At 74.5% G+C, this 26165-nt stretch carries 29 protein-coding genes; 20 read left to right on the top strand and 9 right to left on the bottom strand.

Going from position 1 to position 26165, the window contains the following annotated elements; all coding sequences use genetic code 11:
- Window positions 1-2: 2 nt before the first annotated feature.
- Window positions 3-659, bottom strand: coding sequence for a response regulator transcription factor (locus H6H00_RS13105; protein ID WP_185721533.1), 657 nt, complete (start codon window positions 657-659; stop codon window positions 3-5).
- A 66-nt stretch (window positions 660-725) separates the two neighbouring features.
- On the opposite strand from H6H00_RS13105, the gene H6H00_RS13100 reads away from it, so the two are divergent.
- From H6H00_RS13100 to H6H00_RS13080, 5 genes are all read left to right on the top strand, one after another.
- Window positions 726-1457: an inositol monophosphatase family protein gene (locus H6H00_RS13100; protein ID WP_185722405.1), complete on the top strand. Its 732-nt coding sequence runs from the start codon at window positions 726-728 to the stop codon at window positions 1455-1457.
- Between the two features lie 509 nt (window positions 1458-1966).
- On the top strand, window positions 1967-3583 hold the full coding sequence (locus H6H00_RS13095) for a peptide chain release factor 3 (RefSeq protein ID WP_185721532.1): 1617 nt from the start codon (window positions 1967-1969) through the stop codon (window positions 3581-3583).
- Between the two features lie 45 nt (window positions 3584-3628).
- Window positions 3629-5083 carry a SulP family inorganic anion transporter gene (locus H6H00_RS13090; protein ID WP_255425726.1) on the top strand — a complete coding sequence of 485 codons (1455 nt, stop codon included), beginning with the start codon at window positions 3629-3631 and terminating at the stop codon, window positions 5081-5083.
- A 36-nt stretch (window positions 5084-5119) separates the two neighbouring features.
- A complete protein-coding gene (locus H6H00_RS13085; protein WP_185721530.1) occupies window positions 5120-5545 on the top strand; it encodes a GlcG/HbpS family heme-binding protein in 426 nt (141 codons plus the stop codon).
- On the top strand, window positions 5542-5985 hold the full coding sequence (locus H6H00_RS13080; protein ID WP_185721529.1) for a MaoC family dehydratase: 444 nt from the start codon (window positions 5542-5544) through the stop codon (window positions 5983-5985). The genes H6H00_RS13085 and H6H00_RS13080 overlap by 4 nt, the downstream gene beginning before the upstream one ends.
- Window positions 5986-5995: 10 nt before the next feature.
- On the opposite strand, the gene H6H00_RS13075 is transcribed toward H6H00_RS13080, so the two are convergent.
- The 5 genes from H6H00_RS13075 to H6H00_RS13055 all read right to left on the bottom strand — a co-directional run bounded on the left by H6H00_RS13075 (window position 5996) and on the right by H6H00_RS13055 (window position 10433).
- Window positions 5996-6928 carry a hydroxymethylglutaryl-CoA lyase gene (locus H6H00_RS13075; protein WP_185721528.1) on the bottom strand — a complete coding sequence of 311 codons (933 nt, stop codon included), beginning with the start codon at window positions 6926-6928 and terminating at the stop codon, window positions 5996-5998.
- Window positions 6918-7403 (bottom strand): PH domain-containing protein, encoded by a 486-nt coding sequence (locus tag H6H00_RS13070; protein WP_185721527.1) that lies wholly within the window; start codon window positions 7401-7403, stop codon window positions 6918-6920. The genes H6H00_RS13075 and H6H00_RS13070 overlap by 11 nt, the downstream gene beginning before the upstream one ends.
- Before the next feature lie 18 nt (window positions 7404-7421).
- The gene (locus H6H00_RS13065; protein WP_185721526.1) at window positions 7422-8231 is read right to left on the bottom strand and encodes a biotin--[acetyl-CoA-carboxylase] ligase; all 810 of its coding nucleotides are present in this window, start codon (window positions 8229-8231) and stop codon (window positions 7422-7424) included.
- Window positions 8232-8350: 119 nt separating this feature from the next.
- Complete coding sequence (locus H6H00_RS13060; protein WP_185721525.1) at window positions 8351-9595, bottom strand: FAD-dependent monooxygenase; 1245 nt, start codon at window positions 9593-9595, stop codon at window positions 8351-8353.
- Window positions 9596-9644: 49 nt separating this feature from the next.
- Window positions 9645-10433: a hypothetical protein gene (locus tag H6H00_RS13055; RefSeq protein ID WP_185721524.1), complete on the bottom strand. Its 789-nt coding sequence runs from the start codon at window positions 10431-10433 to the stop codon at window positions 9645-9647.
- Window positions 10434-10600: 167 nt separating this feature from the next.
- On the opposite strand from H6H00_RS13055, the gene H6H00_RS13050 reads away from it, so the two are divergent.
- From H6H00_RS13050 to H6H00_RS13030, 5 genes are all read left to right on the top strand, one after another.
- A complete protein-coding gene (locus tag H6H00_RS13050; protein ID WP_185721523.1) occupies window positions 10601-12238 on the top strand; it encodes an acyl-CoA carboxylase subunit beta in 1638 nt (545 codons plus the stop codon).
- 52 nt (window positions 12239-12290) lie between these two features.
- Window positions 12291-12512, top strand: a complete 222-nt coding sequence (locus tag H6H00_RS13045) for an acyl-CoA carboxylase epsilon subunit (protein ID WP_185721522.1) — start codon at window positions 12291-12293, stop codon at window positions 12510-12512.
- A gap of 237 nt (window positions 12513-12749) precedes the next feature.
- Window positions 12750-12977 (top strand): hypothetical protein, encoded by a 228-nt coding sequence (locus tag H6H00_RS13040; protein ID WP_185721521.1) that lies wholly within the window; start codon window positions 12750-12752, stop codon window positions 12975-12977.
- 75 nt (window positions 12978-13052) lie between these two features.
- The gene (locus H6H00_RS13035) at window positions 13053-13214 is read left to right on the top strand and encodes a hypothetical protein (protein ID WP_185721520.1); all 162 of its coding nucleotides are present in this window, start codon (window positions 13053-13055) and stop codon (window positions 13212-13214) included.
- A 32-nt stretch (window positions 13215-13246) separates the two neighbouring features.
- A complete protein-coding gene (locus H6H00_RS13030) occupies window positions 13247-13870 on the top strand; it encodes a Maf family protein (protein ID WP_185721519.1) in 624 nt (207 codons plus the stop codon).
- Here H6H00_RS13030 and H6H00_RS13025 read toward each other — a convergent pair.
- Window positions 13839-14519: a winged helix-turn-helix transcriptional regulator gene (locus H6H00_RS13025; RefSeq protein WP_185721518.1), complete on the bottom strand. Its 681-nt coding sequence runs from the start codon at window positions 14517-14519 to the stop codon at window positions 13839-13841. The genes H6H00_RS13030 and H6H00_RS13025 overlap by 32 nt on opposite strands.
- A 72-nt stretch (window positions 14520-14591) precedes the next feature.
- Here H6H00_RS13025 and H6H00_RS13020 point away from each other — a divergent pair, with 72 nt between their 5' ends.
- From H6H00_RS13020 to H6H00_RS12975, 10 genes are all read left to right on the top strand, one after another.
- Window positions 14592-15719 carry an acyl-CoA dehydrogenase family protein gene (locus H6H00_RS13020; protein WP_221775863.1) on the top strand — a complete coding sequence of 376 codons (1128 nt, stop codon included), beginning with the start codon at window positions 14592-14594 and terminating at the stop codon, window positions 15717-15719.
- Window positions 15720-15728: 9 nt separating this feature from the next.
- The gene (locus H6H00_RS13015; protein WP_185721516.1) at window positions 15729-16151 is read left to right on the top strand and encodes an ester cyclase; all 423 of its coding nucleotides are present in this window, start codon (window positions 15729-15731) and stop codon (window positions 16149-16151) included.
- Window positions 16152-16204: 53 nt separating this feature from the next.
- Window positions 16205-17095, top strand: coding sequence for a sulfurtransferase (locus tag H6H00_RS13010; protein WP_185721515.1), 891 nt, complete (start codon window positions 16205-16207; stop codon window positions 17093-17095).
- Window positions 17092-17520, top strand: a complete 429-nt coding sequence (locus H6H00_RS13005) for a SufE family protein (RefSeq protein ID WP_185721514.1) — start codon at window positions 17092-17094, stop codon at window positions 17518-17520. Before H6H00_RS13010 ends, H6H00_RS13005 begins: the two co-directional genes overlap by 4 nt.
- Window positions 17521-17609: 89 nt before the next feature.
- Window positions 17610-18494, top strand: a complete 885-nt coding sequence (locus H6H00_RS13000) for a TIGR04222 domain-containing membrane protein (protein ID WP_185721513.1) — start codon at window positions 17610-17612, stop codon at window positions 18492-18494.
- Window positions 18430-19770 carry an MbnB/TglH/ChrH family RiPP precursor modification enzyme gene (locus H6H00_RS32830; protein ID WP_369408065.1) on the top strand — a complete coding sequence of 447 codons (1341 nt, stop codon included), beginning with the start codon at window positions 18430-18432 and terminating at the stop codon, window positions 19768-19770. The genes H6H00_RS13000 and H6H00_RS32830 overlap by 65 nt, the downstream gene beginning before the upstream one ends.
- A gap of 114 nt (window positions 19771-19884) precedes the next feature.
- Window positions 19885-21660 carry an acetyl/propionyl/methylcrotonyl-CoA carboxylase subunit alpha gene (locus H6H00_RS12990; protein WP_185721511.1) on the top strand — a complete coding sequence of 592 codons (1776 nt, stop codon included), beginning with the start codon at window positions 19885-19887 and terminating at the stop codon, window positions 21658-21660.
- Window positions 21661-21673: 13 nt separating this feature from the next.
- Window positions 21674-22210 (top strand): GNAT family N-acetyltransferase, encoded by a 537-nt coding sequence (locus H6H00_RS12985; RefSeq protein WP_255425725.1) that lies wholly within the window; start codon window positions 21674-21676, stop codon window positions 22208-22210.
- A 243-nt stretch (window positions 22211-22453) separates the two neighbouring features.
- On the top strand, window positions 22454-22915 hold the full coding sequence (locus tag H6H00_RS12980; protein ID WP_185721510.1) for a hypothetical protein: 462 nt from the start codon (window positions 22454-22456) through the stop codon (window positions 22913-22915).
- 59 nt (window positions 22916-22974) lie between these two features.
- On the top strand, window positions 22975-24258 hold the full coding sequence (locus H6H00_RS12975) for a VWA domain-containing protein (protein WP_185721509.1): 1284 nt from the start codon (window positions 22975-22977) through the stop codon (window positions 24256-24258).
- A 52-nt stretch (window positions 24259-24310) separates the two neighbouring features.
- On the opposite strand, the gene H6H00_RS12970 is transcribed toward H6H00_RS12975, so the two are convergent.
- Together H6H00_RS12970 and H6H00_RS12965 are read right to left on the bottom strand one after the other, a co-directional pair.
- A complete protein-coding gene (locus H6H00_RS12970) occupies window positions 24311-24676 on the bottom strand; it encodes a hypothetical protein (protein ID WP_185721508.1) in 366 nt (121 codons plus the stop codon).
- 60 nt (window positions 24677-24736) lie between these two features.
- The gene (locus tag H6H00_RS12965; protein ID WP_185721507.1) at window positions 24737-26146 is read right to left on the bottom strand and encodes an NAD(P)H-quinone dehydrogenase; all 1410 of its coding nucleotides are present in this window, start codon (window positions 26144-26146) and stop codon (window positions 24737-24739) included.
- Window positions 26147-26165 lie beyond the last annotated feature (19 nt).

Raw genomic sequence — 26165 nt, 5'->3', positions numbered from 1 at the left:
GGTCAGTCGTGGTTGAAGCGGAAGCCGACGCCGCGGACCGTCGCGATGCGGCGCTCCCCGCCGATCTTGCGACGCAGCCAGGACATGTGCATGTCCAGCGTCTTGGAGGTCTTCATCTCCGGGTCGTTCCACACCTCGCGCAGGATCTCCTCGCGCGTGACGACCTGCCCGGCGCGCAGCAGCAGCACCCGCAGCAGCTCGAACTCCTTGTTCGCGAGCCCGACCTCCGCCCCGTCGACGAGGACGCGGCGCCCGGACAGCTCCATCCGCACCCCCGCCACCTCGACGGCCTCCGGGGTGAGCCGGCGCAGCAGCGCCCGCACCCGGGCGAGCAGCTCCGCGAGCCGGAAGGGCTTGCCGACGTAGTCGTCGGCGCCCGCGTCGAGGCCGACGACGAAGTCGACCTCGTCGGTGCGCGCGGTGAGCATGAGGACGGGCAGGTCGGGCTGGTGCAGCCGGACGCGGCGGCAGACCTCCAGGCCGTCCATGCCGGGCAGGCCGAGATCGAGGACGAGCAGGTCGACGTGGCCGGCGTGGACCCGGTCGAGCGCCGCGACGCCGTCGGTCGCCACCGTGACGGTGTAGCCCTCGCGCGCCAGTGCGCGGGAGAGCGGTTCGGCGATGGCGGCGTCGTCCTCGGCGAGCAGGACGGTGGTCATGGTCGTCACAGTAGGCCCGGCACACTGCTCCCCGTGAGCGACTCCGATCTCGATCTCGCCCTCCGCATGGCCGACGCCGCCGACGCGATCACCCTCGACCGGTTCCGCGCCGCCGACCTCCGCGTCGAGAGCAAGCCCGACCGCACCCCCGTCACCGACGCCGACACCGCCGTCGAGGAGGCGCTGCGGGCCCTGATCACCGCCGAGCGGCCCGGCGACGCCGTGCTCGGCGAGGAGGAGGGCGGCACCGTCGACGGGGCCGCGCGCGGCTGGGTGCTCGACCCGATCGACGGCACCAAGAACTTCTCCCGCGGCGTGCCCGTGTGGGCCACGCTGATCGGGCTGACGACCGACGGCACGGCGACCGTCGGCGTCGTCAGCGCCCCGGCGCTGGGGCGGCGCTGGTGGGCCGCGCCGGGGCGGGGGGCCTGGACCCGCGACGCCGCGGGGACCCGGCGGATCGCGGTGTCCGGGGTGTCCGACCTCGCCGACGCCTACGCCTCCACCACCGACGCCCGCGGGCTCGGCGAACGCTGGACCCGACTCGGGGCCGCGGTCTGGGAGACCCGCGCGTTCGGCGACTTCTGGCAGCACTGCCTGGTCGCGGAGGGCGCGATCGACCTGGCCGTCGACGCCGGGGCGAGCCCGTGGGACCTCGCCGCCCTCGTCCCGATCGTCCGGGAGGCGGGCGGGCGGTTGAGCGGCCTCGACGGGGTCGACGGCTTCACCCGCGGCGACGGCCTGTCGAGCAACGGCACGCTCCACGACGCCGCCCTGCACCACCTCACCAGCCCCTGACCCCTGACCCCCCGCCCCCACCCCGCGAGTGTGCCGCCCGCACCCGGCGAGTGTGCCGCTGCCGCTGCGCGAGTTTGCCGATCGACCCCGGCGAGTTGGCCGCTGCGCCTCGGTGGGTATGCCGAGGGCGCATGCACCCGCCGTCGCCGATCGGCCGACTCGGCCCGCGATCGCGGCAAACCTCGCCGGGAGCGGAGCCCACACTGCGGGGCGGGTGCCGGCCAACTCGTCGAGCAGGGTCGGCGAACTCGCCGGGCGCGGGCGGCAAACTCGCCGGGCGGCAGCCGCAAACTCGCCGGGCAGAGTCGGCGAACTCGCCGGGCGCGGGCGGCAAACTCGCCGGGCGGCAGCCGCAAACTCGCCGGGCAGAGTCGGCAAACTCGCCGGGCGCGGGCGGCATACTCGCCGGGCGGGGGCGGCACACTCGCCGGGTGGCAGCCGCACACTCGCCGGGTGGGGGTCGTGCCGCGGGTGGGCACCGGGCGGGGTCGCCGTAACCTGGGGACACCATGACCGAGTCGCCCGCCCGCCCCCGCGCCGCCACCGAGATCGCCGCCCAGGCGCACCGCCGCCGCACCTTCGCCGTGATCTCCCACCCCGACGCGGGGAAGTCGACGCTCACCGAGGCGCTGGCCCTGCACGCCGAGGTGATCGACTCGGCGGGCGCGGTGCACGGGAAGGCCGGGCGCAAGGGCGTCACCTCGGACTGGATGGAGATGGAGCGCGCCCGCGGCATCTCCATCACCTCCGCGGTGCTCCAGTTCAGCTACCGCGACCACGTGATCAACCTGCTCGACACCCCCGGCCACGGCGACTTCTCCGAGGACACCTACCGCGTCCTCGCCGCCGTCGACGCCGCCGTGATGCTCCTCGACGCCTCGAAGGGCCTGGAGGCGCAGACCCTCAAGCTCTTCGACGTCTGCCGCAGCCGGAAGATCCCCGTGCTCACCTTCGTCAACAAGTGGGACGTGCCCGGCCGCGAGGCCCTGGAGCTGCTCGACGAGGTGGAGCAGACGATCGGGCTGCGGCCGATGCCCGTCACCTGGCCGGTCGGGATCGCGGGCGACCTGCGCGGCGTCGTCGAGTGCGCCACCGGCGAGATGCGCCGCTACACGCGCACCGCGGGCGGGGCGACGAAGGGCGAGGTCGAGGTGCTCGACCCCGACCGCGCCGCCGCGGAGGAGCCGCTCTACCTCGAGACGGTCGTCGACGAGCTGGAGCTGCTGCGCGAGATCGGCGCCGAGTTCGACGAGGACGACTACCTCGCCGGCACGGCCACGCCGGTGCTGTTCGGCGCGGCGCGGCACGGCGTCGGCGTCGGGCGGCTGCTCGACGCGCTCGTCGACCTCGCCCCCGCCCCGGCCCCGCGCCCCGACGCCGACGGGACGCCGCGGGAGCTCGACACGCCGCTGTCCGGCCTGGTGTTCAAGGTGCAGGCGGGCATGGACCGCTCGCACCGCGACCGCACCGCCTTCCTGCGCATCAACTCCGGGCGCTTCGAGCGCGGCATGGTGCTCACCCACGCGGGATCGGGCAAGCCGTTCGCCACGAAGTACGCGCAGGCGGTGTTCGGCCAGCAGCGCACCACGCTGGAGGAGGCGTTCCCGGGCGACATCGTCGGCCTGGTCAACGCGGGCGCACTGCGTCCCGGCGACACCCTCTACGCCGAGGACCCGGTCCAGTTCCCGGCGATCCCGAGCTTCGCCCCCGAGCACTTCGCGGTGGTCCGGGCCAAGGACGCGGGCCGCTACAAGCAGTTCCGCCGCGGGATCTCCCAGCTCGACTCCGAGGGCGTCATCCAGGTCCTGCGCTCCGACCGACGCGGCGACCAGGCGCCGGTGCTGGCCGCGGTCGGGCCGCTGCAGTTCGAGGTGGTCACCGCGCGGCTGGCCGACGAGTTCGGCGCTCCGGTGACGCTGGAGCAGCTCAACTACACCGTCGCCCGCCTCACCGACGAGGCAGGCGCGGAGGTGCTGAACCGGGAGAGCGAGACCGAGGTCCTGCACCGCTCCGTCGACGGCGCGCTGCTCGCGGTGTTCGTCAACAAGTGGCGGATGGAGACGATCCGGCGCAAGCACGCCGACGTGATGATGGAGCCGTTGCTGGCGGGGGCCGTCGACCGCTGAACCCTCCCGTCGCCCAACTCTGACGTGACCGTAGAGTTCGGGCTCGTGTCTCGACCTCCCTGGCTCGCTCCCCGCGTCCTGCGCACCGAGGCCCTCTCCGGCCTCGTCGTGGCCCTCGCCCTGATCCCCGAGGCCATCGCGTTCTCGATCATCGCGGGCGTCGACCCGCGGGTCGGGTTGTTCGCCTCGGTGACGATGGCGATCACGATCGCCTTCACCGGCGGGCGGCCCGCGATGATCTCCGCGGCGACCGGGGCCGTGGCGCTCGTCGTCGCCCCGCTGGTGCGCGACCACGGACTGCAGTACCTGATCGCCGCCGTGCTGCTCGGCGGCGCGTTCCAGGTCGCGCTGGGCCTGGCCGGCACCGCGCGGCTGATGCGGTTCGTGCCGCGCAGCGTGATGGTCGGCTTCGTCAACGCCCTGGCCATCCTGATCTTCGCCTCGCAGCTGCCGTACCTGGTGGGCGTGCCGTGGGTGGCCTGGGTGCTGCTCGCCGTCGCGCTCGCGGTGCTGGTGGTGCTGCCGCGGCTCACGAGCGCGGTCCCGGCGCCACTGGTCGCGATCGTCGCCCTGACGGCGTTCACCGTGTTCGCCGCCGTCAGCGTGCCGACGGTCGGCGACCAGGGCGAGCTGCCCGACGGCCTGCCGGTCCTCGGCCTGCCCGACGTGCCCTTCACGCTCGACACCCTGGCGATCATCGCGCCCTACGCGCTCGCGATGGCCGTGGTCGGGCTGCTGGAGTCGCTGATGACGGCGAAGCTCGTCGACGAGATCACCGACACGCCGTCGGACAAGACGCGCGAGTCGTGGGGCCAGGGCGTCGCCAACATCGTCACCGGGTGCTTCGGCGGCATGGGCGGCTGCGCGATGATCGGCCAGACGATGATCAACGTCCGGGCCGGCGGGGCCCGCACCCGCGCCTCGACGTTCCTGGCGGGTGCGTTCCTGCTGGTGCTGATGCTCGCGCTCGGCGACGTCGTCGGCGCGATCCCGATGGTCGCGCTGGTCGCCGTCATGATCATGGTCGCGGTCGGCACGTTCGACTGGCACAGCATCGCCCCCGCCACCCTGCGCCGGATGCCCTACAGCGAGACGGCGGTGATGCTGTCGACCGTCGCGGTCACCGTGGCCACCCACAACCTGGCCTACGGGGTCGGGGTGGGGGTCGTCGTCGCGTCGGTGCTGTTCGCGCGGCGCGTCGCCCACGTCGTCGACGTGGCGGTGGAGCGCGACGCGGAGAAGGCCGTCTACCGCGTCACCGGCCAGCTGTTCTTCGCGTCCTCCGGCGAGCTGGTGACGGCGTTCGACTACGCGGGCGACCCGCCGACGGTGGTCGTCGACCTCTCCGGCGCGCAGGTCTGGGACGCCTCGACGATCGCCGTCCTCGACACCATCACGGCGAAGTACCGGGCCCGCGACACCACGGTGACGATCACCGGCATGGACCCCCGCAGCGCGTCGCGGCACGCCGCCCTGGCTGGTCACCTCGGCGGTGCGTGAGCGAAGATCGGCTCCACCCCGAGCACAGGAGGCACCGTGGCCGACATCCTGAACGTCGCGACCATCACCACCGACGCCGCGCACCGCGTCATCGCGGCGGCCGAGGCGAAGGCCGCGGAGATCGGCGTGCCGATGTGCATCGCCGTCGCCGACCCCGGCGGCAACCTCAAGGCGTTCTCCCGGATGGACGGCGCCCCGCTGCTCTCGACGCAGGTGGCGCAGGACAAGGCCTACACCGCCGTCGGGTTCGGGATGCCGACGCACGGCTGGCACGACTTCATCAAGGACGACGCCCCGCTCGCCGCGGGCGCCCCCACCGGCATCGACCGGCTGGTGATCTTCGGCGGCGGGTACCCGATCCAGGTCGACGGGGCGAACGTCGGCGCGATCGGCGTCAGCGGCGGGCACTGGTCGCAGGACCAGGAGGTCGCCGAGGCCGGTCTGGCGGCGCTGGCCCCGTGACCGAGCTGGCCTTCGAGGACCTCGTCCCCGGACGGGTGTTCGAGCTGGGCACGACGGTGGTCGACCGCGACGAGATGGTCGCGTTCGCCCGCCGGTTCGACCCCCAGCCCTTCCACCTCGACGACGACGCGGCCGCGACGTCGCTGTTCGGCGCGCTGGCGGCGTCGGGCTGGTTCACCGCGGGGCTGTGGATGCGCCTCTACGTCGACGCCGTGCTCAACCGGGCCACCTCGCTGGGCTCCCCCGGCGGCGAGGACATCGCCTGGCCCGCTCCGGTGTTCGCCGGCGACGAGCTGCGCGCGACGATGGAGATCCTCGAGGCCCGGCTGTCGCGGAGCCGGCCGGGGCTGGGGCTGGTGCAGCTGCGCGCGCAGCTGCACCGCGGTGACACCGAGGTCTTCCGCAGCACGTTCACCGGCATGTTCGGCACGCGCGGCTGAGCCGGCCGGGTCACCCGGCCAGGGCCCGCACCACCCGCGACGGCGACGGCCGGCCCAGCTGCCCCGCCATCCACGCGCTCGTGGCGACGAGCGCGTCGAGGTCGACGCCGTGGGCGATCCCGAGCCCGTCGAGCATCCAGACGAGGTCCTCGGTGGCCAGGTTGCCCGTCGCCGACTCCGCGTAGGGGCAGCCGCCGAGGCCGCCCGCGCTCGCGTCGACGGTGGTGACGCCCCGGCGCAGCGCGGCGAGCGTGTTCGCCAGCGCCTGCCCGTAGGTGTCGTGGAAGTGCACCGCGATCCGGTCGACGGGCACGCCGCCCGCGACGCACGCGTCGAGCACGGCGTCGACGTGGCCGGGGGTGCCGGTGCCGATCGTGTCGCCCAGGGAGAGCTGGTCGCAGCCCATGTCGACGAGCCGGCGCCCGACCGCCGCCACCTGCGCCGGGTCGACGGCCCCCTCCCACGGGTCGCCGAAGCACATCGAGACGTACCCGCGCACCCGCAGCCCCTCGCCGACGGCACGCGTGACGACGGCGTCGAACATCGCGAACTGCTCGTCGAGGGAGCGGTTGAGGTTGCGCTGCGCGAAGGTCTCGGTGGCGCTGGCGAACACCGCGACGTGCGCGACCCCCGACTCCAGCGCCCGGTCCAGGCCGCGCTCGTTCGGCACGAGCACCGGGTAGTCGACGCCGGGTGCGCGCGTGAGCCGGGCGAGCAGGTCGGCGGCGTCGGCGAGCTGCGGGACCCACTTCGGGTGCACGAAGCTGGTGGCCTCCAGCGTGCGCAGGCCGGTGCCGGCGAGGCGGTCGAGGAACTCCGCCTTCACCTCGACGGGGACCACCGCCTGCTCGTTCTGCAGCCCGTCGCGGGCCCCGACATCGTAGATGGAGACGGCCCCGGGCAGACCCGTGCCCGGGACGGTCTGCGGCAGCTCACGTGTCATCGGCGACCTCCTGGTAGAGCAGTGCGTGGACCTTCTCGACCTGCGGCACGTCGGTGAACTCCAGCGGCTCGTCCGACGCCGACTCGATCACGAGCGTCCCGCAGCCCAGGACGCGCTCCAGGGCCGTGTGCCGGAACTGGACGCTGTTGATCCGGCTCATCGGGATGTCGATGCCGGTGCGCGACAGCACGCCCTCGCGGACGAGCACGCGGCGCGTCGTCACGACGAAGTGCGTGGTGCGCCACCGGATCACGGGGACCAGCGTCAGCCAGACGGCCAGCCCGACCCCGACGACGGCGAGCGCGATCCACGCGACCGGCGCCCAGGTCTGCTCCCGCACGAGCGCGGCGACGAACACGCAGACCGCGACGACCAGCAGCAGGACCAGGACCGGGACGACGAGCATCTTCGCGTGCGGGTGCTTGTGCAGCACGACCCGCTCGCCGGAGACGAGAAGATCATCGGGATAGGCCACCCGGCAACCGTAGTGGTCCTACTCGGCCGGCCGGAGGTGGACGACGTCACCCGCGGCGACCGCGCGGCGGTGGCCCGCGGCGTCGAGCAGCAGGAGCCTGCCGTCGCCGTCGACGTCCTCGGCGATGCCGCTGACCGACGTGCCGCCGGGCAGCTCCACCCGCACCGGGGAGCCCAGGCTCAGGCAGCCCGCGCGGTAGTCGGCGCGCAGGCGGGTGACGTCGGGGTCGCCGCGACCAGCGCGCCAGTCGGCCTCCCGCTCGACGAGGCGGGTGAGCAGCTCCACGAGCACCGCGGTGCGGTCGATCTCCCGGCCGCTCTCCGCGGCCAGCGAGGTGGCGGCGGGCTGGTCGGGCGGGGCCGAGTCGACGTTGAGCCCGATGCCGACGACGACCGCGGGCCGCGACGGGTCGGCCACCTCCGCGAGTATCCCGGCGACCTTGCGCGGCTCGGTGCCCACGAGCAGGTCGTTGGGCCACTTGAGCCCGGCCGGGACGTCGGTGAACGCGCGGACGGTGTCGAGCACGGCCAGCCCGGCCAGCAGCGGCAGCCAGCTGAACCGCGACGGGGAGACCCCGACCGGCCGGAACAGCACGCTGACCGTGAGCCCGGACCCGGGCGGCGACACCCAGCTGCGCGCCAGCCGGCCGCGCCCCGCCTCCTGGTGCTCGGCGACGAGGACGCTGCGGTCGGGGGCCCCGGCGAGGGCGGCGGCCATCAGGTCGGCGTTGGTGGAACCGGTGCGCTCGACCACGTCGAGCTGCGCCCACGGTCCGACGAGGGCGGCGCGCAGCGCCCCGGCGTCGAGCGGATGCGCGGTGCGGTTCATGAGCACGGACGGTACCGGCGACACCCGCTCGACGTGGGCTGGAACACCGCATCCGCGACCGGTGGCCGCCCGGGGTCGCCGGACGCGCGCCGGGAGCGGACCGGTGGCACCCGCGGCCCTCAGCGCGGCGCGGGGGCCCCCAGCACCGCGGGGGTCGGGGGCGGGATCGCGATGGCCGACGCCGACCGCCTCCCGAACGCCCGCGCGATCGGCGGGACCGCCGCGGCCAGGCGCAGGATCCACACCGGGCTCGGGTCGCCCCGCTCGATCCGGCCCGCGCTCCCCCGCTCGGCGCGCACCTGGGAGCGCTGCTCGACGTCGGACACCGCCCGGCGGCGCGCCTCGATCTCCCGGCAGGCGGCGTCCAGCGCCGCGGGGGCGGCGGAGGAGCGGTTCGCGAGGAGCGGGGCCAGGGTGTTGCCCGCGTCGGCGGCGTCGGCGATCGCGATGTTGATCCCGTTGCCGCCCACCGGGGAGATGACGTGCGCGGCGTCGCCGAGCAGCAGCAGCCCGGGCCGGTACCAGCTCGGCAGCCGGGTGATCGGCACGTTGAGCAGGGTGAGGTCGGTGAACGCGGTGAGGGCGTCGAGGCGGTCGCCCAGCCACGGCATCCGGTCGCGGGCCAGCGCCACCACCGGCCCGACGCCCGCCTCCCGCGCCTGCGCGACCGTGCCCGTCGGGATGACGTAGCCGAGCTGCCAGGTGGCGCCCTGCCCGAGCGCGACGATCGCCGCACCCGGCACGGCGAAGTAGTCCAGACCCGACAGCGGCGGGTCCTCGGCGCGGCGCGGGACCTCGAACCACAGGATGTCGAGCCCGGCGCCGAGCTCCTCGGTCTCGAACCCGCCCAGGCGCCGGACCTGGGAGAACCGCCCGTCGACCCCCACGACGAGCGGGGCCCGGACCTCGCGGGTCCCCCCGTCGGCGGCCCGGTAGCGCACCCCGCACACCCGGCCGTCGGACTCGACCAGCTCGGTCACCCGCGCCGACATCTCCAGCCGGAAGCCGGGGTACTCCGCCGCCCGCCCGGTGAGCAGGCCCAGGAACTCCGGCTGCGGGAGCAGGACGTAGTGCGGGAACCGGGCGCTGGCGCGGGAGAAGTCGGCGACCCGGTAGGCCGCGGTGGGCGTGTGCCAGGTGAACGCGTCGGCCGTGGCGTGCGGGCGGGCGAGCACGTCGTCGGCCAGGCCCAGCGCGTCGAGCCAGTCCATGACGGCGGGGGCCAGCGAGTCGCCGCGGAAGCGGCGCGCGAAGTCCGACCGCGCCTCCAGCAGCGTCACCCGTCGCCCGGCCCGAGCGAGCAGGTAGGCCAGCACCGCACCCCCGGGCCCGCCGCCGACGACCACGCAGTCCTGCTCGTCCATGACTCACTCCTCAACTATCTCGATAGTCGAGAGAGTACCGCCCCTCCGGTCACCGCGCAGCGAAGTACGCCTTCGCCGCCGGCCGGAACATGAAGTAGATCGCCGCGGCGACGAGGACCATCTGGATCACGGTGGCGATCACGCTGACGACCCCGAACGCGCCGAGCGAGAGCGTCGTGCCGACGGTCAGCAGCGAGTACACCCCGCTGAGCAGCGTCAGCACGCCGAGGACGGTCAGCAGGACGCGGGCCCAGTTGCGGCCGTTGCGCATCGCGAACACCGCGGCGGCCACCAGCGCCAGCAGGACGAGCGAGACGACGACCCCGCCGATCGCCCCACCGCGGGCGGCGGCGAGCACCTCCGCGGGGACGTCGGAGACCTCCAGGCCCGCGCTGCGCAGGCCCACCTCGATCAGCGCGTCGAGGCTGAGGAAGGCGATCACCGCGCCGATGACGCCGAGCACCAGGTCGGCCAGCCACAGCAGGAACGCGGTGCGCACCTCGGGCGGGGCGGTCGCGGGCCCGCCGCCAGACCCCTGGCCGTACCCGCCCTGCTGGCCGTAGCCCTGCTGGCCGCCGTAGCCGCCCTGCTGCCCGTAGCCGGGCTGCTGGCCGTACCCACCCTGCTGCCCGTACCCACCCTGCTGCCCGTAGCCGGGCTGCTGGCCGTACCCGCCCTGCTGCCCGTAGCCGGGCTGCTGGCCATGACCGGGCTGCTGGCCGTAACCCGGCTGCTGCCCGTAGCCCGGCTGCTGCCCGTACCCCTGCTGCGGCGGCCGGCCCTGCTGGGGCCCCTGGTCCGGCTGGCCCGGGTAGGGCCCGGACGGTGGCTGCGACATGCGACTCTCCGCTCACGTTGAACACCTGGCTGTGACCAGCACCACAGGAGCCGGCGGCGCGATCAAACCCGGCCGACCCCGGTGGTGCAACCGGGGCGATCCGGTTCGCCCGGACGTGACCAGGCACGCACGGACGTCCGGTTACCGGCCGGTTAGGCTCCCCGGCCATGACCGCCGCAACGGAGCCGATCGGGGACGCGTCCGGCGCTGCCGCCGACGAGCCGGACGTCCACACCACAGCCGGCAAGCTCGCCGACCTCTACCGACGCGCCGCCGAGGCCGTCGACCCGGGGACGGGGATCGAGCGCCAGCACGCCAAGGGCCGCCAGACCGCGCGCGAGCGCATCGACCAGCTCCTCGACGAGGGGTCCTTCGTCGAGCTGGACGCGCTGACGCGCCACCGGTCCACCAACTTCGGGATGGACGCCAAGCGCCCCTTCGGCGACGGCGTCGTCACCGGGACCGGCACCATCGACGGCCGACCCGTCGCGATCTTCAGCCAGGACGCCACCGTGTTCGGCGGGGCGCTCGGCGAGGTGTACGGCGAGAAGATCGTCAAGGTCATGGACCTGGCGCTGAAGACCGGCGTCCCGATGATCGGCATCAACGACGGCGGCGGGGCCCGCATCCAGGAGGGCGTGGTCGCGCTCGGCCTCTACGGCGAGATCTTCGTCCGCAACGTCCGCAGCTCCGGCGTCATCCCGCAGATCTCGCTGGTCATGGGCCCGTCGGCCGGTGGAGCGGTGTACTCCCCCGCGCTCACCGACTTCATCGTGATGGTCGACGGCACGTCCAACATGTTCATCACCGGCCCCGACGTGATCAAGACGGTCACGGGCGAGGACGTCGAGATGGAGGACCTCGGCGGCGGCCGGGCCCACAACACCAAGTCCGGCGTGGCGCACTACCTGGGCAGCGACGAGTCCGACGCGATCGACTACGTCAAGGAGCTGCTGGGCTACCTGCCCAGCAACAACCTCTCCGAACCGCCGGTCTACCCGGCGCCCGAGCCCGTCGCGGGTTCGATCGCCGACGGCCTCACCGACTCCGACCTGGAGCTGGACACGATCGTCCCGGACTCGGCGAACACCCCCTACGACATCCGCGGCGTGATCGAGCGGGTCGTCGACGAGGGCGAGTTCCTCGAGGTGCACGAGCTGTTCGCGCCCAACATCGTGTGCGGCTACGGGCGCATCGAGGGCCGGTCGGTCGGGATCGTCGCCAACCAGCCGACGCAGTTCGCCGGCTGCCTCGACATCGACGCCTCGGAGAAGGCCGCGCGGTTCGTGCGCACCTGCGACGCGTTCAACATCCCGGTCGTCACGTTCGTCGACGTCCCCGGCTTCCTGCCCGGCACCGAGCAGGAGTGGGACGGCATCATCCGCCGCGGCGCCAAGCTGATCTACGCCTACGCCGAGGCCACCGTCCCGAAGGTCACGGTGATCACGCGCAAGGCCTACGGCGGCGCGTACGACGTGATGGGGTCCAAGCACCTGGGCGCCGACATCAACGTGGCCTGGCCGACCGCCCAGATCGCGGTGACGGGCGCCGCGGGCGCGGTGAGCATCCTGTACCGCAAGGAGCTCAAGGACCTGGAGGGCGACGAGCTCGCGAACCGCCGCACGGAGCTGCAGCAGGAGTACGAGGACACCCTCGCCAACCCCTACATCGCGGCCGACCGCGGCTACATCGACGGCGTCATCCCGCCCTCGCACACCCGCGGCTACGTCGGGCGGGCGCTGCGCACGCTGCAGACCAAGCGCGAGGCCGTGCCGGCCCGCAAGCACGGGAACATCCCGCTGTGACGCGGCTCCGCCGCCCGTGCGCGGAGAACGAGCCCGACGCAGGAGGGCCGACGTGACGACTCCCGAGGAGCGACGCGCGCTGTTCCACGTGGTGCGCGGCGAGCCGTCGGACGCCGAGCTGGCCGCGCTCACCGTCGTGCTCGCGGCGGCCGCGTCCGGCGGCGGCGACGCCCCGGTGAAGGCCCGCGACCGCTGGTCCGACCCGGCCGCCGCGATGCGCACCCCCTTGACGGCGGGCCCCGGAGCCTGGCGCACGAGCCACTGGCCGCGCTGACCGGTGAGACCGACGTCAGCGGGGTTCGAGGAGCGGGAAAGCCTGCTGGTGTCGATCTCGCCCGTGGTCCGGGCACCGCGAGCGGACCACTACGCGTTCCGGAAGGGCGTCACGGTCACTCCCTAAGTCCTGATCAAGTTCCTGGTCCCGCCGGGTGACCGGGCCCACACTCGGGGTCGAGGGCCGCAGCAGCCCGGCGTCCGGGGGGACGCGGGGCGCGGCCCGAGGAGGTGGCACATGAACGCATCCGTACTGGGCGTCCTCGCGATCGTCGCGTTCGTCGCGCTGGTGCTCATCGCCGCCGTCGTCGGGATCACCAGGGCCGCCGTGCGCACAGGTGCGACCCGCTCCTCCGGCCGTCCCTCCCGTGACGGCGGATCCGCCGGCATCTGGGCCGGTGGCGGCTGGGGAGGCGGCGACGGCGGCTCCTGCGGTGGAGGCGACGGCGGGGGCGGCGGCTGCTGACCCGGCTCCCTCTGGCGCCGGCCCGTGATCCGGGACACACTCGTCCCGACACCGCCCGGCCCGGAGGGACCGACCGTGACCGCCTTCACCCTGCTCGTCGTCGTGCTCGTCGCCGCCCTCGTCGTCCCGTTCGTCTGGATGGAGGTCCCCGCCGCGGTGCACCGGCGCTGGACGGCCCGGCGGGGCGGCGGCCCGATCGACCGGACCCCGACAGGCGGCGGCACGGCCACCGGCTGAGCCCCGGTGCCGGGTCCGTAGGGTCCGGCGTCGTGCTCCTCGTTCTGGCCTCCGCCTCCCCCGCCCGACTGTCGGTCCTGCTAGCGGCGGGGCTCGACCCGCTCGTCGAGGTGGCGGGCGTCGACGAGGACGCCCTGCTCGCCTCCGTCCCCGACGCCACCCCCGCCGAGAAGGTCACGACGCTCGCCGGGGCGAAGGCCACCACGGTGGCGCGCCGGATCGACCTGGCCGACGCGGTCGTCGTCGGCTGCGACTCCATGCTGCACATCGACGGCGACCTGGTCGGCAAGCCCGCCGACGCCGACGAGGCCCGGGCCCGCTGGCGGGCGATGGCGGGCGGCACCGGGGAGCTGGTCACCGGGCACGCCGTGCTCCGCGTCGTCGACGGGGAGATCGACCGCGTCGCCGAGGGGCACGCCGTCACCGTGGTCCGCTTCGGCGAGCCGACCGACGCCGAGCTCGACGCCTACCTCGGTACCGGCGAGCCGATGCAGGTGGCGGGCGCGTTCACCCTCGACGGGCTCGGCGGTTGGTTCGTCGAGGGCGTCGACGGCGACCCGTCCAACGTCATCGGGATCAGCCTGCCGCTCACCCGCCGGCTGCTCGCGGGCGTGGGCGTGACGGTCACGGAGCTGTGGCCAGCCGGGCCCGCCTGACGTACGGCGCCACCGGCGAGAACCGCAGCGCGTCGGGCAGCAGCAGCACCAGGTCGCGGCGGCCGTGCAGGGTGACCAGCCCGTCGCGGACGGCCGCCGGGAGCTCGATCACCGCCTCCCACACCTGGTAGAGCACCGACAGCGACGACTCCAGCGTCAGGTCGACCTCGTGGCCGGGGTCGGTGAAGCACAGCGACACGTCGTGCGGCTGCACGACGAACCAGAACCGGGAGCGCCGGGCGTCGGGCACGCGGACGTGCAGCACGGTGCGCCGGTCGCCGAACGGGGCCGGGTCGATCCCGCCGCGGATCCACCACATCAGCACGGTGGGGTCCAGCTCGTCGGCGCGCGGCTCACCGAACGCCCAGCGGGCGCCCCACTCCGCCAGGCCGAAGATGACCCCGCGCAGGTCCTCGCAGGCGGGCGTCGGCCGGTAGTCCCCGTCGCCGTCGTGGACGACGAGACCGGCGCGCTCCAGCTGGCCGAGCCGCTTGGACAGCAACCCGCGCGAGCACCCGGGCAGGCCGCGGGCCAGCTCGTTAAAGCGCGTGGCGCCGACCAGGAGGTCCCGGACGACGAGCAGGGTCCAGCGGTCCCCGAGCAGCTCCAGGGATCGCGTGATGGGGCAGTACTGGCCATAGCGGGACACAGGGAGATGGTCGCGCGTGCGGTGCAGTTTGTGAACTTCCCGTGAGGCGTCGACAGGTCGACCGTGATGTCCATGACCACGACCCAGATCCTCGCCCCGACCGATGCCGACGTCCGCGCGCTCGCCGCGGAGATCGGCCGCGTCGCCGCCGCCCACGACGCCGTCCACGACCGCGACGCCACCTTCGTCGTCGAGGCCTACGCCGCGATGGCCGAGCACGGCTACCTGCGCCTGGCGGTGCCCGCCGAGCTCGGCGGCCTCGGCGCGTCGATGCGCCAGGTGCTGCTGGCCGAGGAGGAGCTCGGTCGGTGGTCCGGCTCGGCCGCGCTGTCGGCCGCCATGCACCTCTACCTCACCCTGCTGCAGGGCTGGCGCCTGCGCCACGGCGCCGCCGACGCCGAGGCCGTGCTGCGCCGCGTGGCCGACGAGGGGCTGGTGCTGGCCACCAGCGGCGGCTCCGACTGGGTCTCCCCCACGACCACGGCCGTGCCGGTCGAGGGCGGCTACCGGCTCGACGGCCGCAAGGTCTTCTGCTCCCAGGCGCCCGCGGCGGGGGTGATCTCGACCTCCGCCGTCCTGGGCCGGCCGGGCCCGGACGCCGTCGTGCTGCACATGGGCGTGCCGATGGCCGCACCGGGCGTCCGGATCGAGGAGACCTGGGACACGCTCGGCATGCGCGGCACGGCCAGCCACGACGTGGTGTTCGACGGCGTGTTCGTGCCCGAGGGGAAGATCATGGGGAAGCGGCCGTACGGGGTGCTGGCCGGGCCGCTGCTCGTCGCGGCGATCCACTTCGCGCCGGTCGTCTCCGCCGCCTACCTCGGCGTCGCGCGGGGGGCCGTCGAGGAGGCCGTCCGGCTCGCGGCCCGCCGCCCCGCGACGTCCGTGCGGGCCGTCGGGGAGATGACGGCCCGGCTGCGCGTCGCCCGGTGGGCCCTGCACGCCGCGGTCGCCGAGATCGGCGAGGACCCCCCGGCCGACGAGGCCACGCTGCTCGCCTTCATGACCGCGAAGCGGCACGCCGTCACCGAGGCCCGGGCCGTCACCGACCTGGCCATGGAGGTGGCGGGCGGGCCCGCGTTCTTCCGCGGCTCGCCGATCGAGCGCGCCTACCGCGACGTGCGCGGCGGCCCGTTCCACCCGCTCACCCCCGACGCGACCGTCGAGCTCGCCGGTCGTCACGCACTCGCCACGTCCTGAGGAGCGACCATGTCCGATCACGCCACCACCATCGCCACCGCCGTGGGCCGGCTCAACGCCGGCGACGTCGACGGCTACGTCACGACGCTCTACCACCCGCACGCCACGTTCCACGGCTTCCCCGCCGAGGTCGGGACCGACCGCGACGGCATCACCGCGTTCTTCCGCGCGCTGGTCGACGCTGTGCCGGACACCTGCGTCACCGCCCGCGACCTGCTCGTCGACGGTGACCGGGTGGCCGTGCGGTTCGCCCTGACCGGCACCCACCGCGGCGGGCTGCTGGGCGCCGACGGCACGGGCCAGGCCGTCGACGTCGAGGGCATCACGGTGCTCCGCTTCGAGGGCGACCGGGTCGCCGAGCGCTGGAACCGGCTCGACGACCTCGCGCTGCTCACCCAGCTCGGCCTGCTGCCCGCACCGGTCACGGCGTGACGCGGGGTGGGACGCCCTGCGAGGGGCGTCCCACCCGGACTAACCTCCGGGGCATGGCACTCCCGAACGACACCGATCCGAAGCTGGCCGAGTACGCCCACCCCGAGCGCCTGGTCACCACCTCCTGGCTCGCGGAGCACCTGGGCAGCCCCGGGCTCGTGGTCGTCGAGTCCGACGAGGACGTCCTGCTCTACGACACCGGCCACATCCCCGGCTCGGTCAAGGTCGACTGGCACACCGAGCTGAACGACCCGACCACCCGCGACTACGTCGACGGCGAGCGGTTCGCGCAGATCTGCGGCGAGCGCGGCATCACCCGCGACACCACCGTCGTCTTCTACGGCGACCGCAACAACTGGTGGGCCACCTACGCGCTGTGGGTGTTCAGCCTGTTCGGCCACGCCGACGTCCGGATGCTCGACGGCGGCCGCGCGAAGTGGGTGGCCGAGGGCCGCGAGATGACGACCGACCAGCCGAAGCCCGAGGCCGTCGAGTACCCGGTCGTCGAGCGCGACGACACCGCGATCCGCGCGTTCAAGGACGACGTGCTCGCCCACCTCGGCAAGCCGATGGTCGACGTCCGGTCCCCCGGCGAGTACTCCGGCGAGCTGCTGCACATGCCCGACTACCCGCAGGAGGGCGCCGTCCGCGGCGGCCACATCCCCGGCGCGGCGAGCGTGCCGTGGGCCCGCGCGGCCGCCGAGGACGCCACCTTCCGCACCCGCGCCGAGCTGGAGGCCATCTACCTGGAGGAGCAGGGGCTCTCCGCGTCCGACGACGTCGTGGCCTACTGCCGCATCGGCGAGCGCTCCAGCCACACCTGGTTCGTGCTCACCCACCTGCTCGGCTTCGACAAGGTCCGCAACTACGACGGCAGCTGGACCGAGTGGGGCAACGCCGTGCGCGTCCCGATCGTGCAGGGCTCCGACCGGGGCTCCGTGTGACCCTCCCGCCCCAGCTCCAGGAGCTCGTCGACGACTTCGCCGACGTCACCCCGAAGCAGCGCCTCGAGCTGCTGCTGGAGCTCTCCCGCGAGCTCCCGGAGCTGCCGGAGCGGTTCGCCGACGCCGCCGACACCATGGAGCAGGTGCACGAGTGCCAGTCGCCGCTGTTCCTGGCGGTGGAGGTCGACGACACCGAGCACGTGCACCTGTTCTTCTCCGCCCCGCCGGAGTCCCCGACGACCCGGGGGTTCGCGTCGATCATGCACACGGGCCTCGACGGCGAGCCCGCCGCCGACGTGCTCGCCGTGCCCGACGACTTCTACACCGCGCTCGGGCTGGCCCAGGCCGTGAGCCCGCTGCGGCTGCGCGGGATGGCGGCGATGCTCGGCCGGATCAAGAAGCAGGTGCGCGCCGCCACCGGGTAGCTCAAGTTCTGGTGAAGAACGTTCCCTGACGCCGGGCCCGTCGCAACACTGTGAGACGTCTCATGAGGACGTGCTTCAGGAGGTGTGCGATGAACGGCGACACCTGGGGGATCAGCGGTCCCACCTTCCTGCTCGGCTACCTGCTGCTCGCCGCAGTGGTGTGGGTCGCGGCCGTGCGCCACCGCCGCGCGCTGGGCGAGGGTCCCGATCGTCCCGCCCACGACCTGGGCGGGCACGACGTGGCCTACCTCAACGGCGGGGCCGAGCTCGCCGTCACCTCGGCGCTCACGGCGATGCACCTCACCGGCACGGTCGCGCCCGCGAAGGGCTCGATCCACGCGGTCGGCCGGCTCGCCCCGGGCGCCGACGCGCTGGAGCGGGCCGTCCACTTCACCACCGGCAGCCCCGTGCAGCGGTCGCGGCTGCCGCTGCACGGGCCCGTCCGCTCCGCCCTCGACGGCATCCACGGGCGCCTGGTCGCCGCGGGCCTGCTGCTGTCCGAACCGCGGCGCCGGGCGATCCGGGCGACGGGCTGGTGGCTGGGGGCCGTCGCGCTGCTCGGGCTGCTGCGCCTGCTGGCCGGGGTGGCCGAGAGCCGGCCGGTGGGGTTCCTGGTCGTCGCCCTGCTCGGCGTCTCGCTCGTCACCGTCGTGCTGCTGGTGCGCGCCCCGCGGCGCACCCGGGCCGGTGACCGCCTGCTGGCCCGACTCGCGCAGGAGCACCACGCCCTCGCCCCCGCCCAGCGCCCCGACTGGGTCGCCTACGGCCCGGCCACGGCCGCGCTCGGCGTCGGGATCTTCGGGGCGAGCGCGCTGTGGGCCTCCGACCCGGCGTTCGCCGAGGAGCTCGCCGTGCAGCGCGTGACCTCCGGGTCGGGCGACGGCGGCTACGTCGGCGGGGGCGGCGACGGTGGGGGCGGCGGGAGCTGCGGCGGCGGTGGAGGCTGCGGTGGTGGCGGCGGCTGCGGGGGCTGACGCCCTCACCGGCACGGGCATCGGCTGGCGGTCCGAGATCGCCGGAGTGGTGTCCGCGGTCGAGGGCCTCGGGTTCAGCGAGGTCGTCGCCGAGTCTCTCGCTCCCGCGGATCCGCCTCGAGGGGTGGCGGATCTGCGGGAGCGAGGTGTCCCGGTCGTGCCGCACGGCGTGCGGCTGTCGCTGGGCGGCACCGACCCGCTCGATCCCGCCCGCGTCACCCACCTCGCGGCGTGCGCCGCGGCGCTGGGCGCGCCGCTGGTGAGCGAGCACGTCGCGTTCGTCCGGGCCGGGGGCCGCGACGCCGGGCACCTGCTGCCGCTGCCCCGCTCCCGCGACGCGCTCGACGTCCTCGTCGCGAACGTGGCCAGGACCCGGGTCGAACTGGACGTCCCGCTCGCCCTGGAACCGATCGCGGCGCTGCACGACTGGCCCGACGACGAGTACACCGAGGGCGAGTTCCTCACCGCGCTGCTCGACCGCACCGGCGCGCTGCTGCTGCTCGACGTCGCCAACGTGCACGCCAACGCCGTCAACCGCGGACAGGACCCGGAGGCGGTGCTGGGGACGTTCCCGCTCGACCGCATCGCGTACGTGCACGTCGCAGGCGGCGCGGAGCACGACGGGCTCTACCACGACACGCACACCGCCCCCGTCCCCGACGCCGTGCTCGGGCTCCTCGGCGCGCTCGTCGACCGCCTTCCCGCCCCGCCCGCGGTGATGCTCGAACGCGACGGTCGCTACCCGCCGGCCGCGGCCCTGCTCGCCGAGCTGGCCGCGATCCGGGCCGTCACCTCCCCGGCGGGCCGGGGCGCGGCGCCGCGCGGGCCGGCGGACCGTGGCGCGGCCTCCCCGCCCACGGACCGCGCTCCCGCGGCGCACGGGTCGGGGCCGCCCACCGGCCTCGCCGACCGGCAGGCCGCGCTCGTCGCGGGCCTGGTCGCGGACGGGCCGTACCCCGCGGGCCACGACCCCGCCCGCCTCGACGCCGTCCGCCGCGCGCTGCTGCGCAAGCGGGCCGGGGAGGCCGCGAAGCAGTGGCCCCTGCTCGCCGCGTCCCACGGCGACCGGTGGCCCGCGGTCTTCGCCGAGCACCGCGACGGGTGCGAGCCCGTCGGGGCGCTGCGCGACGGCTGGGACGTGGCCCGCGCCCTCGACGACCTGGGCCCGGCCGCCGCCCGCGAGCTCGCCGGGCGCGAGTCCGCGCTGCGCTACGACGGCCGGAGCACCCCGCTCCCCCGGCTGCGCACACGGCTCCGGCGACGGCTCGGCGGCTGAACGTCGTCCACGCCACACCCGCCTTCGTCCGGCGCGTGACGGCGTCATGCCTAGACTCCCCGGTAACTTGCGCCGGGGCACGGGATCCCCGGTCATCGACAGGGAGGCCGAAACGTGCCGCGCTTGACCAAGGTCCTCGTCGCGAACCGCGGGGAGATCGCCGTCCGCGTCATCCGGGCCTGCGCCGACGCCGGGATCGGCAGCGTCGCGGTCTACGCCGACCCCGACCGGGACGCCCCGTTCGTCCGGCTGGCCGACGAGGCGTTCGCGCTCGGTGGGTCCACCGCCGCCGAGTCCTACCTCGACATCCAGAAGGTCATCGACGCCGCCAAGCAGGCCGGCGCCGACGGCATCCACCCCGGGTACGGCTTCCTGTCGGAGAACGCCGACTTCGCCCAGGCCGTCATCGACGCGGAGATCACCTGGATCGGGCCGACGCCGCAGGCCATCCGCGACCTCGGGGACAAGGTCACCGCCCGGCACATCGCCACCCGCGCCGGCGCCCCGCTCGTCCCCGGCACGAACGACCCCGTCCAGGGCTCCGACGAGGTGATCGCGTTCGCCAAGGAGCACGGTCTCCCGGTCGCGATCAAGGCGGCGTTCGGCGGCGGCGGGCGCGGCATGAAGGTCGCGCGCGAGGAGAAGGAGATCGCCGAGCTGTACGACTCGGCGGTCCGCGAGGCCACCGCGGCGTTCGGGCGCGGCGAGTGCTTCGTCGAGCGCTACCTCGACAAGCCCCGCCACGTCGAGGCCCAGGTGCTGGCCGACACCCACGGCAACGTGATCGTCGTCGGCACCCGCGACTGCTCGCTGCAGCGCCGGTTCCAGAAGCTCGTCGAGGAGGCGCCCGCGCCGTTCCTCACCGACGAGCAGCGCTCCACCATCCACGAGGCCTCCAAGGCGATTTGCAAGGAGGCCGAGTACCACGGCGCGGGCACCGTCGAGTTCCTCGTCGGGCAGGACGGGCTGATCTCGTTCCTGGAGGTCAACACGCGGCTGCAGGTGGAGCACCCCGTCTCCGAGGAGACCAGCGGGCTCGACCTCGTCCGCGAGCAGTTCCGCATCGCCGAGGGCCTCGAGCTCAACCTGCTGGAGGACCCGGAGCCGCGCGGTCACTCGATCGAGTTCCGGATCAACGGCGAGGACGCGGGCCGCAACTTCCTGCCCGCTCCCGGCACGGTCAGCGCGATCTCGTTCCCGGCCGGTCCGGGCGTGCGCGTCGACGCGGGGGTCGAGGCCGGCTCCGTCATCGGCGGGCAGTTCGACTCGCTGCTGGCCAAGCTGATCGTCACCGGTTCCGACCGGGCCCAGGCGCTGGAGCGCTCGCGCCGCGCGCTCAAGGAGTTCCGGGTCGAGGGCATGGCCACCGTCCTGGACTTCCACCGCCTCGTCGTCGAGGACCCGGCGTTCACGGGTACCTCCGAGGAGGAGTTCACCGTCCACACCCGCTGGATCGAGACCGAGTGGGACAACACCGTCCCGCCGTTCGAGGGCGGCGAGGGCGCCGACGAGGAGACCGCCCCCCGGCAGTCGGTCGTCGTCGAGGTCGGCGGGCGGCGCCTGGAGGTGTCCCTGCCCGGCGACATCGCGTTCGGCGGCGGGGGCGGCGGCGCCGCGGCGGCGGCCAAGGCCCCGCGCAAGCGCGGCGGCGGCAAGAGCGGCGGCGCGGCGTCGGGCGACTCGGTCACCGCGCCGATGCAGGGCACGATCATCAAGGTGGCCGTGGCCGACGGCGACACCGTCTCCGCGGGCGACCTCGTCGTCGTGCTGGAGGCCATGAAGATGGAGAACCCGGTCACCGCGCACAAGGACGGCACGGTCACCGGCCTGTCCGCCGAGCAGGGCGCCTCGGTCACGCAGGGCACCGTGATCTGCGAGATCAAGGACTAGTTCCCTGGACGCGGTGGAGATCAACGCCGGCGCGTGGTACCTGCGGGTGCCACGCGCCGACGATCGCATGGACGACGGCCCGGCCGTCGTCGCGTCGTGCCTCGACCCGGAGATCCGGCGCTGGCGGCACCGCCCGCCCGCCGACCCGGCCGAGGCCGACGCCTACATCCGGCGCCGCGCCCTGGACTGGGCCCGCGACGAGCGCTACACCTGGGCCGTCTGCGAACCCACGACCGGCGAGATGCTCGGCGAGGTCTCGCTCGACCACGTCGACCTGCCGATGGCGCAGGCCGAGGCCGCGTGCTGGGCCCTGCCCGCCGCCCGCGGCACCGGCATGACCACCACGGCGCTGTCGGCCGTGCTGCGCTTCGCCTTCGCCGGGCTGGGTCTGCACCGCGTCGGCTACCTGTGGGCCGCGGGCAACGCCGCGTCCGGGCGGGTCGCCGAGAAGTGCGGGTTCCGGACCGAGGGGCGGATGCGCGACGCCTGGCTCGCCGACGGCACCTACCACGACGTCATCGTCACGAGCATCCTGGCGACGGACCGTTGACGGCCGACCACACACGCACTTAACGTCGTCGGGCCAGGTCAACCCACAGCGACCCCGCACCGTGCTGGACAAGTGCATAGCGGACAGCAGTGAAGCACCCGTGTGTCCACGTCCACGGGGCCCGGTTCCTCCGCCACGCGGACGACCGCGCCGCGGATCCCCCGCACCACGCAGGCTCAGGCCGCGCCGTGCGGACGCCCCCGATCAACAGGGCTCCGGCCCACCAGGCGACCAGGATCCGTCATGCCCCCCGACCCGTTCGTCACGACCCACATCCACACCGACGGGCCCATCCCGGGCCCGCACTCCCTGCTCACCCTGACCTCCGCGGCCGTCACCGGCGACGGGGTCCCGATCAGCACGTTCACCGCGAACGTGCGCGAACTGCCCGGCGCCACGCTCCACCCGATCGCCCTGTCCCACTGGCGGGCCAGGGCCGACGACTGGCTGCACACCCGCCGGGCCTCCCGTCCCCCCGCCCCCGCGATGACCGACTACTCCCGCTGGCTCGACGAGCTCCCCGGGAGCCCGACGTTCGTCGCCGACCCCGCACGACCGGACTACGTGTTCGTCTACTGGTACCTGCAGCGCTTCGTCGGCCGCTGGCCGTTCGCGGGCACCCTCCTCGACCCGGGTCTGCACGACCGGCTCGACTGCTCGGCGTTCTGCTCGCTGGCCTCGTGCCGAGTGCCCCTGGCCAGCTGAGACCCGTGCGCGGGGACCGTGGTCCGGACCACGGTCCCCGCGCACGGCATGCTCATCCCATGACCGCGCTGACGAAGGGCGCCAACACCGGCGTCGCCGCCCGCCGCCTCGACGTGGCCCTGACCTGGTCGGCCGGGCCCGGCCTGCCCGACATCGACGCCTCCGCCCTGCTGCTCGACACCGGCGGCCGCGTCCGCTCCGACGCCGACATGGTCTTCTACAACCAGCCCGGGCACCCCTCGGGCGCGGTGCACCACACCGGGAGGTCCGCGGGCACCGACACGCTGCGCGTCGACCTCGGGCGGGTCGAGGACGGCGTCGACCGGGTGGTGCTGGCCGCGTCGGCCGACGGCGGCACGTTCGGCGACGTCCCCGGCCTGACGCTCCGGCTCACCGACGCCGACGGCGGCGGGACCGTCGCCGAGTTCGCCATGACGGCGTCGACGGAGACCGCGTTCGTCGGCGGCGAGCTGTACCGCCGCGGCGGCGCGTGGAGGTTCCGGGCGGTCGGGCAGGGCTACGCGTCGGGCCTGGCCGGGCTCGCCACGGACTACGGGATCACCGTCGACGACGAGCCCGCACCGCCGGTCGTCGAGGACCGGTTGCCGGTCGACGTGCGCGAGCGGCTGGACCTGCGCAAGCGCCAGGTCGTGGTGTCGCTGGAGAAGCGCGGGGCCCGCGGGGTCACCGCCCGGGTCGTGCTGGCCCTGGACGCGTCGGGCTCGATGAGCCGGCTCTACCGCGACGGGGTCGTCGGGCGGGTGGTGGAGCGGATGGCCGCGGTCGCCGCGGCCCTGGACGACGACGGGGCCATGCAGGCCTGGACGTTCGCCACGAACCCGGCGCGGCTGCCCGACCTCGCCGTCGACGACCTGCCGGAGTGGATCCGGCTGCACGTGCGGGTCGGGGAGTTCCGGATCCGCAGGCGCCCGGCGCGGAACCTCGAACCCGGGCAGGTCGACATGGGGGCGGTGGGCGGGGCCAACGACGAGCCGAAGGTGATCGCGCAGATCCGCTCCTACGTCCGCTCGACACCCACCACCGTCCCGACGCTCGTGCTGTTCTTCTCCGACGGCGGGATCACCCGCAACCGCGAGATCGAGCGCGAGCTGCGCGACGCCGTCGACGAGCCGGTGTTCTGGCAGTTCGTCGGGCTCGGGCGGCACAACCGGTTCGGCGTGCTGGAGAAGCTCGACACGATGACCGGGCGCCGCGTCGACAACGTCGGCTTCTTCGCCGTCGACGACATCGACGACGTCCCCGACGCCGACCTCTACGACCGGCTGCTCGCCGAGTTCCCGTCCTGGATCACCGCGGCACGGGCGGCCGGCGTGCTGCGCTGAGACCCGTGCGCGGAAACGGCGGCCCCGGCCGCCGTTTCCGCGCACGAGGGGTTCAGGGCAGGCGCGAGGACGTCAGCCCGCGCCCGGCGACGGCACCCGCGACCCCGGCGAGCACCGTGATCCCGGCCAGCAGCAGGGTCACGAACCCCAGCCCGCCGATCAGCAGCCCGAGGAACGCGGACCCGGCCCCCACGGCCAGGCCGGTGCGGGCCACGACGGGCCCGGTGCGGCCGCGGGTGACCGCGCGGGCGCCCGCGGCGGTCAGCGCGATCGCGAGCAGCCCGGCGAGCGGGCCGAGCACGAACGCGGTCGGCGGGATCAGGAAGATCGCCGCGTCGTCCACGAGCTGGGCACCGACCGCGGCCACGGCGACCGGGGCGACGGGGATCTTCGACGACGTGACGGGCTGGATGCTCATGCCGTCCATCGTCGGGCGGTCACCGGGCCAGTGGTATCGGGGAAACCCCCGAGTCGACCCTCAGTCGAGGTCGCCGTGCCGCATCAGCTGGCGCCCGGCCTCGGTGATCGAGCCGGACAGCGAGGGGTACACGGAGAACGTGTACGCCAGGTCGTCGACGGTGAGCCCGTTCTGCACGGCCAGCGCGATCGGCAGGATCAGCTCGCTCGCCACCGGGGCCACGACGACCCCGCCGACGACCACGCCGGTGGCCGGGCGGCAGAACAGCTTCACGAACCCGCGCCGCAGCCCCTGCATCTTCGCGCGGGGGTTCGTCGAGAGCGGGAGCATGATCGTGCGCGCCGGGACCTCGCCCGCGTCGATCGCCCGCTGGCTGATCCCGACGGTCGCGATCTCCGGGCGGGTGAACACCGCCGAGGCCACCGTCTTCAGCTTGATCGGCGCGACGCCCTCGCCCAGCGCGTGCCACATCGCGATCCGCCCCTGCATCGCGGCGACGGAGGCGAGCATGAGCAGGCCGGTGCAGTCGCCCGCCGCGTAGACGCCGGGCACGCTCGTCCGCGACACCCGGTCGACGGGGATGAACCCGCCGCGGTCGGTCTCGACGCCGATCTTCTCCAGCCCGAGGTCGGCGGTGTTGGGCACCGACCCGACCGTCATCAGCGCGTGCGAGCCGGTGACGGTGCGACCGTCGGCCAGGGTCACCACGACGCCGTCGCCGTCCTCGGAGCGGCGGACCGAGTCGGCCCGCGCCTGCCCGAGGATCTCCACACCGCGCTCGGCGAACACGTCCTGCAGGACGGCGGAGGCGTCGGCGTCCTCGCCGGGGAGCACGCGGTCGCGGCTGGAGACCAGCGTGACCCGCACCCCGATCTCGACGTAGGCCGACACGAACTCCGCCCCCGTGACGCCCGACCCGACGACGATCAGGTGCTCGGGCAGCTCGGGGAGGTCGTAGAGGTCGCGCCAGGTGAGGATGCGCTCGCCGTCGGGCCGGGCGTCGTCGAGGATGCGCGGGGTGGCGCCGGTGGCGATCAGCACGACGTCGGCGGGGTGGATCTCGCGGCTGCCGTCGGCCGTGCGCGACTCGACGACGTGCGGGGCGCGGGCCGCGGGCTCGTCGGTGAAGGTCGCGGTGCCGCGGACGATCCGCACGCCCTCCCGCTCGACGCGCGCCCGGACGTCGGCCGACTGGGCCAGCGCGAGGCCCTTGACGCGGCTGTTGACCCGGGGCAGGTCGACGCCCACCGAGTCGGGGCCGGCGGTGAGGCCGAGCTCGGGCGCCCGGTGCAGGTCGACGCGGATGCCGGCGGAGGAGATGAACGTCTTGGACGGCACGCAGTCGTGCAGGACGCAGGCGCCGCCCATGCCCTCCTGCTCGACGACGGTGACGTCGCTGCCGTGCTGCGCCGCCACCAGCGCCGCCTCGTATCCGGCCGGGCCACCGCCCATGATCACGATGCGAGTCACCCGATCACCGTACGCGGGC

This window comes from Pseudonocardia petroleophila (assembly GCF_014235185.1).
GTDB classification, from domain to species: domain Bacteria; phylum Actinomycetota; class Actinomycetes; order Mycobacteriales; family Pseudonocardiaceae; genus Pseudonocardia; species Pseudonocardia petroleophila.
Note: the sequence above shows the minus strand (reverse complement) of the source record. Positions and strands in the feature narration are given on the sequence as shown.